8 protein-coding genes are annotated in these 12,029 nt (G+C 58.8%); 5 read left to right on the top strand and 3 right to left on the bottom strand.

What is annotated here, in order from left to right:
• Positions 1-174 precede the first annotated feature (174 nt).
• From G482_RS19630 to G482_RS18200, 4 genes are all read left to right on the top strand, one after another.
• Positions 175-1,683 (top strand): YiiX/YebB-like N1pC/P60 family cysteine hydrolase, encoded by a 1,509-nt coding sequence (locus G482_RS19630; RefSeq protein WP_051258921.1) that lies wholly within the window; start codon positions 175-177, stop codon positions 1,681-1,683.
• A 51-nt stretch (positions 1,684-1,734) separates the two neighbouring features.
• Positions 1,735-2,769, top strand: a complete 1,035-nt coding sequence (locus G482_RS19635) for a sensor domain-containing diguanylate cyclase (protein WP_028449978.1) — start codon at positions 1,735-1,737, stop codon at positions 2,767-2,769.
• Positions 2,770-2,918: 149 nt separating this feature from the next.
• Positions 2,919-3,731, top strand: a complete 813-nt coding sequence (locus G482_RS0110395) for an alpha/beta fold hydrolase (protein WP_028449979.1) — start codon at positions 2,919-2,921, stop codon at positions 3,729-3,731.
• Positions 3,728-5,380, top strand: a complete 1,653-nt coding sequence (locus G482_RS18200; protein WP_051258922.1) for a sensor domain-containing protein — start codon at positions 3,728-3,730, stop codon at positions 5,378-5,380. Before G482_RS0110395 ends, G482_RS18200 begins: the two co-directional genes overlap by 4 nt.
• 294 nt (positions 5,381-5,674) lie before the next feature.
• Here the strand turns inward: G482_RS18200 and G482_RS0110405 are convergent, their stop codons facing one another.
• The gene (locus G482_RS0110405; RefSeq protein ID WP_028449980.1) at positions 5,675-6,904 is read right to left on the bottom strand and encodes a multifunctional CCA addition/repair protein; all 1,230 of its coding nucleotides are present in this window, start codon (positions 6,902-6,904) and stop codon (positions 5,675-5,677) included.
• Between the two features lie 94 nt (positions 6,905-6,998).
• Between G482_RS0110405 and cysK the strand changes: the two genes are divergently transcribed.
• The gene (cysK, locus tag G482_RS0110410) at positions 6,999-7,931 is read left to right on the top strand and encodes a cysteine synthase A (RefSeq protein WP_028449981.1); all 933 of its coding nucleotides are present in this window, start codon (positions 6,999-7,001) and stop codon (positions 7,929-7,931) included.
• Positions 7,932-8,112: 181 nt separating this feature from the next.
• Here cysK and G482_RS0110415 read toward each other — a convergent pair whose 3' ends face one another.
• Together G482_RS0110415 and ilvA are read right to left on the bottom strand one after the other, a co-directional pair.
• Positions 8,113-10,323: a PAS domain-containing protein gene (locus G482_RS0110415; RefSeq protein WP_028449982.1), complete on the bottom strand. Its 2,211-nt coding sequence runs from the start codon at positions 10,321-10,323 to the stop codon at positions 8,113-8,115.
• 109 nt (positions 10,324-10,432) lie between these two features.
• Positions 10,433-11,956: a threonine ammonia-lyase, biosynthetic gene (gene ilvA, locus G482_RS0110420; RefSeq protein WP_028449983.1), complete on the bottom strand. Its 1,524-nt coding sequence runs from the start codon at positions 11,954-11,956 to the stop codon at positions 10,433-10,435.
• Positions 11,957-12,029: the final 73 nt, after the last annotated feature.

Here is a 12,029-nt window from a genome sequence, read left to right on the forward strand (position 1 = left end):
TAGGCTGAATGCGGCGATTATGCCGCAAGCGCGGCCCCAGCACAGCCCGACAGATGCTGCAAAGCAACATTAAACACAGTATCAGAAAGTGCAACAACAGCCCTACACGAACTAGGGATTATATTTACAAAATAAGCGCTTAACGCCATCATCATCATCTATACAGGAGGCCGTATGCGCTGGATGTGCATCCTGCTCGGACTGCTGGCACACTGCGCGGTGGCCAGCGAGAGCAGTAGTCAATTTCAATCGCAGGTGGCGCAGCTGGTATCGCTGCGCAACCAGGCCTATCAATTTGCCGTAAAAAATCAGATCACCAAAGCCGAAACGCCACCGCTTACCCGCGCGCAAAGCAATCAGCTGCGGGCAATGGCACTGCGCTACATCGAATTGCGCGCCGCCCTGCTACCTTATGCCACCCAGATGGCGCCGCTGTTTCAAACCAACGTCAATCTGCAATTAAGCCAGCACGAAGCCACCGATGCGCAGCTGATCTTGGATAACCCGCCCCAGGCGCTGAGCAAAGGCATTCGCAGCGCCTACATAAACCCCGGCGATGCCCGCGGGCAGGCCCTGCTCGAAGACATCCAACGTGGGCTGGCGGCGGCGCTGGTTTTGATGGATAGCTACCAGATCGCGATTGAGCCCTACCGCAATAATCCGGCCATTGCTTATCTGCTGACCTACGATGTCGGCAACAATGTCACACTGCGCCAGCTCTCGAATAACTATTACTCGGCCGAATACCGCACCCGCCTCAAGCGCGCGACTGAGTTTGTTGACCAACTCATGCAGCAGCGCCGTGAGCGGGGCCTGGATAGTAGTCCGGCCGAAAACGACTACTATGCGCTGAGCCAAAGTACGGTGTGGTATGTAAGGCTACACCGCGAAAACAGCTTGGCGCTCAGCAGCGGCAGCCTGAAACAGCTGGTGAGCAATCTTAGCCAGCAGGAAAAAAGCCTAGAAAACACCGTCAGCTTTGGGCTGAGCATGGGCTTTGGCAATATGCTGGGGCTGGTTAAAACCCGCAACGGCAAATTGCGTGACATGCCCGCCAGCGAACAGACGCAACTCGAAAGCCAGCTGCAGCCAATGGATATCCTGCTGGAAAAAACCCCTTTCCGCCTTACCGACAAAATGATCCCCGGCCACTATGGCCATGTGGCAATTTGGCTGGGCAGCGAAGCCCAACTGCGCGAGCTGGGTGTGTGGGAGCGGATTCCGGCCGCGCATCAGCAGAAAATCCGCCAGGGCGGGCGCATAGTCGAGGCGCTGCGCAGCGGCGTGACCATTAGCCGGTTAGAGCATTTTCTGGATATCGATGATCTGTTAGTGCTGCGGCAAAACCTGCGCAGTGAACGCGATTATCTGCAAGCGGCCGCGCTAACCACAGTGGCGCAAGTGGGCAAAGAATACGATTTTAATTTTGATGTGCTGACGCACGAACGCATCGTCTGCTCGGAGCTGGCGTATGTGGTATTCCCAGATCTGCCCTGGCCGCTGGATAAAACCCTGGGGCGCTACACCATCAGCCCGGATAACGTCGCGCAGCTGGCCATCGGCCCACAGCCGCTACTCGACCCGGTGGTGCTATATCGCGCGGGACAGCGCCAACAAAATGATTTACGCACTAAGCTCGCCAAACTGATTAATCCGAAAGCAACATGGATGGCGCAAAATTGAGTTTTTTCCCGTGCTGCTCTCACTTCACCTTCACCGACTGAAGGCCACGGCATGATTACCGCCGAAATCCTGCAAGCGCTGTTTGATCTCTCCCCTTCCGGCATTGCCATTGCCGATGAGGCGGGCCGCTATTTGCATGTGAATGACGCGTATTGCAGTATTTTTGGCTACTCGCGCGCGGAGCTACTGGGCCAGACCTTTGGCCTGATTTTGCTGCCGGAAGACCAAGCACGCGAGCCGGAAATCCTGCAGCTGGCGCTCACCGAAGATCGCGCCGCGCCCAGCGAGTGGCGGGTGCGGCATAAAGATGGCCACGCCCTGTTTGTGCATTCCGCCTTTAAAACGCTGATCAAGCCCGATGGCAGCGCCCAGATCATCACCATTTTGAGTGATGTGTCCACCCTCACCAATACCCTGCGCACACTGCAGGAACAAGAACAGCTGCTGCGCCGCAGTAATGAGCTATTGGAAGAAATGGTCGGCCGCCGTACCGCGCAGCTGGAGCGGGCCAATCGTGAACTGGCGCGCATGGCCACCCAAGACCCACTCACCGGGCTGGCCAACCGCCGAGCGTTCGAGCAGGAAGCACAGCGGCTTATTGGCAGCGCCGACCGGCATCAGCGTGCGCTATCGGTGCTGTTTTTAGACATTGACCATTTTAAATCCATCAATGATCAGTACGGCCATTCGGCCGGCGATCTGGCCATCCAGGCGGTGGCGCGCCATATTCAGCGCCTGCTGCGGGCCGAAGACCTGATTGCCCGCTGGGGCGGGGAAGAATTTGTTGTGCTACTACCCGACACCCCGCTGGAGCAAGCCGTGGCCGTGGGCGAAAAAATCCTCTCTGGCGTGCGTTGGCTCTCGCGCGACTGCCTCGAAGTCCCGCGCGCCCTGACCATCAGCGGCGGGCTGGTCGAGCGCCAGCGCAACCAAAGTCTGGGCGAAGTATTACAGCAAGCCGATCAGCTGCTGTATCAGGCCAAGCACCTTGGCCGCGATCGGCTGGAATACCGGCCACTGCAACATGAGCTCCTGATCCATAGCCGCATCCGGCAAGAAGACAGCGACTACAGCATCAGCATCTAATACCCATCACCCGTAATGCCCTGAAGGCATTTATCCAAATAGCCATAAGGGAAATACCCCCAAAGCTATCTAATCCGCCCGCATGAATAGCCGCGCTTGGCTATAGTGAAAAGCCGACTTGAACGCCTGCTTGTAGCGCGGAGGGGATGATGGAGATTCTGCAGCGCAATTATGTCCAGCAACTCGGAAATGGCGAGCCGATGCTGCTCGCGCATGGGTTTGGCTGCAATCAAACCATGTGGCAGCGCCTCACCCCGGCCTTTGCCGATGAATACCGGCTTATCCTGTTTGATTACGTCGGTAGCGGCCGCTCTGTGCGCGCCGCCTTTGATGCGCAGCGCTACAGCACGCTGCAGGGGTATGTGGCCGATGTACTGGAAATCTGCGCCGCGCTGGGCATTAGCGAGGGTCTCACTTTCGTTGGTCACTCGGTAAGTGCCTCGGTGGGGCTACTGGCTTCGCTCGCCCAACCCAAGCTGATAAAACGCCTGATCCTGATTGGCCCCTCGCCCAGTTTTCTTAACCATCCACCTGATTACTTTGGCGGCTTTGAACAAGCCGATCTGAATGAGCTCCTGAATCTGATGGATCAGAACTACATCGGTTGGGCCAACTATCTGGCCCCGCTGGCCGCCGGCGCGCCAGATTCACCGACCACGCAAGCATTGAACGAAAGCTTTTGCTCTACCGACCCGCAGGTGGCACGGGTCTTTGCCCGCACCACTTTTTTTGCCGACACCCGCGCCGAGCTGACACGCATTACCACGCCAGCACTGATTATTCAGCATGAACGCGATGCACTGGTGCCGCTCAGCGTGGGCGAATACATGCACCGGGCATTGCGGCATAGCCAGCTGGAAGTGCTGGATGTGGGCGGCCATTGCGCGCATCTGTCCCACCCCGAGCTGGTGATTGCCAGCATGCGCCGCTTTTTACAGGCCACTGCCAGCGCTCCAGCATGATCAAGCTCGATCAGGTGCCCTGCCCGCTGGCGCAATGCGATGGCCAAGGGCAGCTGCTCTCAGTCAATGTCGCCTTGTGTCAGCTCACCGGGAAGCCGGCGGCGCAGCTCGTGCAATTGCGACTAGAGCAATTGCTCCCCCCAGCCGGGCGGATTTTTCTACATACCCATTTATGGCCCATGCTCTTGCGCGATGGGGAGCTGCGCGAGATCTATCTCAAACTCTTAGGCCCGCACGGCGAGCTGATACCGGTGCTGGCCAATTGCCAGCAAACTGGCAGCACCGAGCGGCCGCAGTATTGCTGGGTGTTTTTTGTTGCGCAGGAGCGCAGTGCGTTTGAAGCCGAATTACTCGATGCCCGCCAGCGGGTGGAAGCGGCCAATTTGGCGCTCGCCGATAACGAACGCTTTTTAAACACCATTGCCAATGCCTTGCCCAGCCTTGTGGCCTATGTCGATCGGCAATTGCATTACCGCTTTGCTAATCAGGTGTATCAAGATTGGTTTGGCTGCACAAGCGAGGCCATCATCGGCAGCGCGATACTTGCCAGCCCCCTGTTTGCCAACGAAGACGCGGCCATTCAGGCCGTATTAACCGGGCAAGTACAGCAATTTGAGCGCAGCATGGCCACTGGCCAACACACCTTGCGCCACACCTTGGTGAATCTCACCCCGGATTGCGATCTGCTGGGTGAGGTGATCGGTTTTTTTGTGCTGGTCAGTGATGTCAGCGCACTCAAACTCGCACAGGCCGACTTGCAATTGGCGGCCAGTGTGTATGAGGCAGCCAGCGAAGGCATCGTCGTTACCGATGCCCAATTGCAGATCATTTCGGTCAACCCCGCCTTTACCCGCATCACCGGCTGGCCGGCCCCCGCTGCGCTGGGCTGCTCGATGAGTACGCTAAACCCGCCTGAAGCCCCCGATCATCACCCGGCGTTGGTAGAGGCGATCCAGCAGCATGGGCAATGGGCCGGCGAGAGCTGGTATCTACGCCGCGATGGCCGCCCTTTTCTCGCCTGGCAAACCGTGGCGGCACTGCCGGGACACGAGTCCGCCGCGCCGCGGCTGGTGTGGATGCTCAATGACATCACCGAGCGCTGGCAAAAAGATGAGCGCATTCGCCATCTGGCCTTTCATGACCCGCTCACCAATCTGCCCAATCGCGCCCTGACCATGGAGCGGCTGGAACAACTCATAATCAGCGCACAGCGCCAACCCAAACACATAGCCCTGCTGTATCTGGATCTGGATGGTTTCAAGCAAATCAATGATCAATTTGGCCACGATGCCGGTGACTGGGTATTGCAGCAAGTGGCGCTGCGGCTCGTGGCGCAAACCCGCAGCGCCGATACCGTGGCGCGCTTTGGCGGTGATGAATTTATTGTGCTGCTCAACCACCCGATGGATGCGCTGGCCAGCAGCCAGATTGCCGAGCGGATGATTGCAGCAGTTAACCAAGCGCTAGACTGGGGTGGGCAGGCGCTGCAGGTGGGCGTATCGATTGGAATTGCCCAGTTTCCCATCCATGCTCTGCGGGCAGCCGAATTACTGCAAGCCGCCGATCAGGCCATGTACGCGGCCAAAACCGCAGGCAAAAACACCTTTCGTTTTGCGCGAGCGCCCGATGCCACAGCGCTGCAGGCATAAAAAAAACCGGCCCAAAGGCCGGTTGGAAGATCAAGAGCCGAAGCCCTCGATGTGCGCAAAAAAAACGGTAGAACACTGCCACGAAGTGGCAACATCAAACTGAGCGAGATAATACCAGATTTGGCAGTAGTGCCAAGTAGGCACACTACACACCGTGAGCTGGCGCACAAAGAAAACCCGCCCAAACAACCGTTTTAAGCCACCTTCCCCACCAATACCTCGCCACAAAAGCACCTACCAAAGTGGTATCTAGCTACCCGCCACGCCCACACATTTTACTGACAAAATAGCCACTTAACTGGCCGGCTGCGGATAGCTCGCTTTGGCCGCGGCAATCGCCTCGATCCGCGCAGCTTCCACCGCTTGCGGGATTTGCCGTTTGTCGGCGCACGCGGTAGCGATCGCGCCGGCATTCACCGCCGCCGCCGCTGCCAGTAGGGCGCGCAGATAATCGGCTTGCGGATAGGCGCAATCCTCAAACGCCCAGCGCCCGCGCGCGTCGGCGAGGCAAGCATCCAAGAGCTGGCCAAAGCGCTCGGGCCGGCGTAGCGCATCACAGCGCTGCAGCAGCTGCCACACCGTGGCCGGGCGTAATTCAAAGGCGGTGTGCACCAGCGTGTGCTCTCGGCAAGTCAGCACCGCCAGATCGCGGCATTCGCTCGGCACGCGCAAGCGCTGGCAGAGCGCTTCCACCTGTGGCACTCCGCGCATTTCATGCTGAATATGCCGCGGCAAGACGTCGGCTGGGGTTAGGGCTTTGCCGAGATCGTGGCACAAAGCCGCAAAGCGGGTGGCCAGCGGCCAGCCTTGCGCGGCGGCATAATCCAGCACCAGCATCGTATGTAGGCCGGTATCGACTTCCGGGTGATAATCAGCCCGTTGCGGCACACCCCACAGGGCGTCAAGCTCTGGGGCAATACGCGCCAGCGCGCCGGATTCGCGCAAAGCCGCAAACATCAGGCTGGGCCGCGCCTCCAGCAGGCCTTTGGCGATTTCCTGCCACACCCGTTCGGGCACCAGATGATCCACTTCGCCTGCGGCCACCATCTGCCGCATCAGCGCCATGGTTTCGGGCGCAGTGGCAAACCCGAAACGGGCGGCGAAGCGGGCCAGACGTAAAATCCGCACCGGGTCTTCGGCAAAGGCGGGCGAGACATGGCGCAAAGTGCGCGCCGCCAGATCAGCCTGGCCGCCATAGGGGTCAATCAATTGCCCATCAGCATCTTCGGCCATGGCATTGATGGTGAGATCGCGACGCAGCAAGTCCTCTTCGAGCGTTACGTCGGGGCTGGCGTGCACCTCAAAACCGGTATAGCCATGACCGCTTTTACGCTCAAGGCGCGCCAGCGCATACTCCTCATGGGTATCTGGATGCAAAAACACCGGAAAATCCTTGCCCACCGGCTGAAAGCCTTGGGCCAACATCGCTGCGGGCGTGGCGCCCACCACCACCCAATCCACATCCTTGACCGGCAGCCCCAGCAGACGATCGCGTACCGCGCCGCCAACCCGATAAATCTGCATGTTATTTCCTTAGTCTGAAGAGTTACTTCTGCCGGCCGTCATTTCCGGTCTACAATCTAGCGATTATCGCTTAATTCAGCATGAGGATGGGGTTATGAAGATTGCCAACAATGTCACCGAACTGATCGGCAAAACACCGCTAGTCAAACTCAACCGCGTGAGTGCCGGCGCGGGCGCCACCATCGTGGCCAAGCTGGAATACTTTAATCCATCGCATTCGGTAAAAGACCGTATCGCCGTCAGCATGATCAATGCCGCCGAAGCCGCCGGCCTCTTGGCCCCGGACACCGTGATTGTGGAGCCCACTTCGGGCAATACCGGTATTGGTCTGGCCATGGTGTGCGCTGCACGCGGCTACAAGCTGGTTCTGACCATGCCGGAAACCATGTCCAAAGAGCGGCGCGCGCTGCTGCGCGGCTATGGCGCCGAGCTGATTCTAACCCCAGGCCCTGAGGGCATGGGCGGCGCGATTGCCAAAGCTAAGGCGCTGACCGAAGAACACGCTAATTACTTTATGCCACAGCAGTTTGAAAACCCGGCCAACCCGGAAGTTCACCGCAACACCACCGCGCTGGAATTGTGGGAAGACACTGATGGTCAGATCGACATTCTGATCTCCGGGGTGGGTACGGGCGGTACGATTACCGGTATCGCCGAAGTGATTAAGGCGAAAAAACCCTCTTTCCAAGCCATTGCCATCGAGCCCGACGCCAGCCCAGTCTTGAGTGGCGGCGCCAAAGGCCCGCACCCGATCCAAGGGATTGGCGCCGGCTTTGTGCCAAAAGTGCTGAATACCGAGATTTACGACGAAGTGATCCGCGTGAGCAATGACGATGCCTTTGCAACCGCGCGGGCCATGGCCACGCAAGAAGGGATTTTGTGCGGTATCTCGGCCGGTGCGGCCACCTGGGCGGCGATTCAGGTTGCGCAGCGGCCAGAAAACGCCGGCAAGCTGATTGCGGTGATTATTCCGTCTTTTGGCGAGCGCTATTTGTCGACCAAGCTGTTTGAAGGTCTGGCCGACTAAGCAGCAACCTGGGTATATGGCTGCAAACCAAATCAATCAAGGTTTACAGCCATATACCCAACAAAGCTCTACCCCCTAGCGGAAACGCAGTCGCCCGACTGCACGCCACGAAGCGCTATCACGAGTCATCCGGCTAGTAATCCGGCTAGTAATCCGGCTAGTAATCCGGCTAATAATCCGGCTAATAATCAATCTCCGGCCGATCATCCAGCGCCCGCCAGTTGCTCACATCACGGAATACCAGCACCGCACCGATCGTGTGCGACTGCTCATCGCGAATCCGCGCCCCGCACTCTTCAATCTGGAAATTGAGCCCGAATTTATTCAGCAGCACACTGCGCCGCGCGCCGTGATATTGCCCGCCTTCGCGCAAGACTTCATCAATCAGATCAGGCAGCGGCAAGCGACTGAGCCGGTCTACGGTCTGATAAATGGCGCTCAGCGGCTGCCCACGCGCGGCGCTGAGCTCCCAGCCCACCAAGGATGAGGCCACCGGATTGATGTAATCTACCCGGCCAAAAACATCGGTGGTGATCACGCCATCGGCGATTGAATCCAGCGTGGCTTGCGCGCGCTGCTGCTCGGCCAGCAAGGCGCGCTGCGCCATCCGCACCGATGTAACATCCCGGCCAATGCCGCGATAGCCCAAAAACTCGCCATCATCACTATACAAAGGATGGCCCGAGACGCTGACGATGATGGTTTCGCGCCCGAGTTGGGAGGTGTATTCAAAATCGCGATACGGCCGGTGCATAGCCAGCACATGCCGATGCTCATCCCACTGTGCCGTCGTGAGCCCGCCGGTGCCCAGCTCCCAGCGGCGCTTGCCAAGGAAGAAATTCGGCGCGATATCAAAGCGGGTAAAGAAACCACCAGTCACCAGCGTAAAGCGGGCCTCGGCATCTTGCTCCCAGAACCAATCGCTGGAGAGGTCGAGCATTTCCTGCAAGCGCTGGGCCTGCTTTTTCAGGCTCAGGCTTTGTTCATATTCGACACTGATATCACGTACAAACAAAGCATTGGCCACGGGCTGCAGCCGGTCATTCTGAATCGGCTGCAGATAGGCTTCGAGGTGGCGCAGCTCGCCATCCGGTAGCGTGTGCCGGCTGGCAAAACTTTGCGGGAAGGGTAATTCACCCAGCTCGGATTGGCTTAACAGCACCTGATATTGCCCGGCCAGCTTCTCGCCCGGCGGGCAAAACAGCGCATCTGCGGCGGCATTGGCATACAAAATTCGGCCATCCGGCTGGCGCAACACCACCGCATCGCGGGTATGTTCTACCGCCTGCAACAGGTATTGCACCTGCTGCTGGCGCTCCAGCTGATCACCCTTGGTTTGCTCCAGCACTTGCAGCGCCCAATGCCGAGAGCTGTAGAGGTATTGCATCAGCCCCGCCAGCCCGGCCAAGCCAAGCAGCGCCACGCCCAGCGCCATCAACAGCCATTCATTTTGATGTTCATTGAGAAACTCGGTGTGCGAGTCGTAATGCAATTGCCATTGCCGCCCAGGCAAATGCACCAGCTGCGTGGTTGAGCGCGTGATTTTTAGCTCAGGCGCTACCTCGTAGCGCATCACCTCACTGGCTGGCCGTGCCCGTACCCAGGTTTTTAGCGCATAGCCTTGATCAACCAAGCGCCAGCTCAAACGGTCATCATAGTTGCCTCGAATCAGCGGCCGCACCACCTCGCGTAAGCGCACCAGCGCCACCACACTACCGGCGTGCTGAGCGCGGCGATCATCCATTGAGGGCTCGGGGGGCAAATCACGATAGATCGGCGCGATATAGGCAAACATCGGCTCTTCAGAGCCCGGCAGGCGAAACACCAGGCTGGTCAGCAGTCGGCCAGTATCACGCGCGCGGATCAGGGTTTCGCTCAGCGCCAGCGATTGCAGCACATTTTGCCCGAGCAGATCGCCGGTCATCCGGTTGATCGGATAAAGGTATTCCAGAATCTGGTAAGGGCTTTCGCCGGTGAGCGGGGCGGGCTGATAGTCTTTGTAGGCTAGCGGGGCCACGCGTTTATCCGCGCGGACGGCGGCAATATGGGCCTGGATTTGGGACTCACCAATCGGCCGCACCAAGGCCATGGCCAGCAAGCTGGGATGTCGGTAGAGCACATTGCTCTGCAACAGCAGATCATAAAACTGCTGCCGATCCAGCGCGGGGTTGAGGGTGACCGCGGCCTGCAAGCCGAGCAGCACTTCTTGCTGCTGATTCAGCCGCCCTTCGAGCTCGCTGGCCTGCCCGGCCGCAATCACTTCGAGCTGATGCTGCGCCGTACTTTCCACCTGCTGCAACAACAGCGCGGCACTCGACAGCAGCACCAGCAAACCACCAGCCAAGACCGCTAGCAAAACGGCGTAGCGCTTGATCCAGGACCACAGCTTCAACAAATGACCTCCCGCAATCACAACGGCCTGCCGTTAACCGGCAGGCCTGTTGTAGTTGTATGCCAGATTGGCAGGCGGGGCAACTGTGGCCCCGGCGGTGTGGCGTTTCTTACGCGTTTCCGGCGCTAAGGAAGAGCTGATAAGCGGGATTTTCCGTCTCCAGCCAATACGGATAGCCCAGGCGGGACAAAAACTCGCCAAAGGCCGCATCGTCTTCCGGAGGTACCTGTATCCCGACCAGCACGCGGCCATAGTCCGCACCGTGGTTGCGGTAATGAAACAGCGAGATATTCCAGTTATCGCTCATGCCATTGAGGAAATTGAGCAGCGCGCCTGGCCGCTCGGGAAATTCAAAGCGGATCACTCGCTCATGCAGCGCTTGCGGGGCCTGCCCGCCCACGAGGTGGCGAATATGCAGCTTGGCCATTTCATTGTCGGTGAGGTCCAGTGCCGGCAAACCTTCCTGAGCCAATTTTTCGATCAGCTCCACCACTTCACGACGCTGCTGAATCGACAGACCGACAAACACATGCGCCTGATCATCCGCACCATAGCGGTAGTTAAACTCGGTGACATTGCGCGCACCGATCAGGCTACAGAATTTACGGAAGCTGCCGGGTTGCTCCGGCACCGTCACGGCCATAATGGCTTCGCGCTGCTCGCCCATTTCGGCTTGCTCGGCCACATAGCGCAGGCGATCAAAATTCATATTCGCACCCGAGGCAATCGCGATCAGCGTTTGGCCTTCCACGCCTTCGCGCGCGGCCCACGCTTTGGCCCCGGCAATGGCCAGAGCGCCAGCCGGCTCAAGAATGGAGCGGTTATCTTCAAACACATCTTTGATCGCCGCACACATCGCATCGGTATCGACCAGAATAATGTCGTCCACGTATTGCTGCGTCAGGCGGAAAGTCTCTTCACCCACCTGCTTCACCGCCACGCCGTCGGCGAAAATCCCGACCTGGGGCAAGGTAATCCGCTCACCCAGCTTCATCGAGAGATACATGGCGTTGGCATCGGTGGGCTCAACCCCGATGACTTTCACTTCTGGGCGCAAGCGCTTGATATACGCGGCCATCCCGGCCAACAGGCCGCCACCGCCCACCGGGATAAACACGGCATGAATCGGATCGGGGTGCTGACGCAATATCTCCATCGCCACCGTGCCTTGGCCGGCGATGACATCCGGATCATCGTAAGGGTGAACAAAAGTAGCGCCGCTCTCCGCCGCGAGTTTGATCGCGTGCTCGTAGCAATCGGAATACGAATCGCCCACCAGCACCACTTCGGCGCCGCGGCGGCTCACGGCCTCCACCTTGATGCGGGGCGCGGTCGCCGGCATCACGATGGTGGCGCGGCATTTCAGATGTTGCGCCCCCATGGCCACGCCTTGGGCGTGATTGCCGGCAGAAGCCGCCACCACGCCGCGCTCCAGCTCGGCCGGGGTTAGCTGCACCATCTTGTTATACGCACCACGAATCTTGAACGAGAATACCGGCTGCATGTCTTCACGCTTGAAGTAAATGGTATTACCCATGCGGCGTGATAAATTCGGGGCAAATTCCAGCGGGGATTCGATCGCCACGTCGTAGACGCGGGCAGACAAGGTGCGTTCAAGGTAATCGGTCATCATCGGGGCCAGTGAGCAATCAACAAAAAATGGGCAGTGCGTACCCAACTGCCCATTCTACCCCTAAACCAGCCCC

It is taken from the genome of Chitinibacter tainanensis DSM 15459 (genome assembly GCF_000429785.1).
Lineage (GTDB): Bacteria > Pseudomonadota > Gammaproteobacteria > Burkholderiales > Chitinibacteraceae > Chitinibacter > Chitinibacter tainanensis.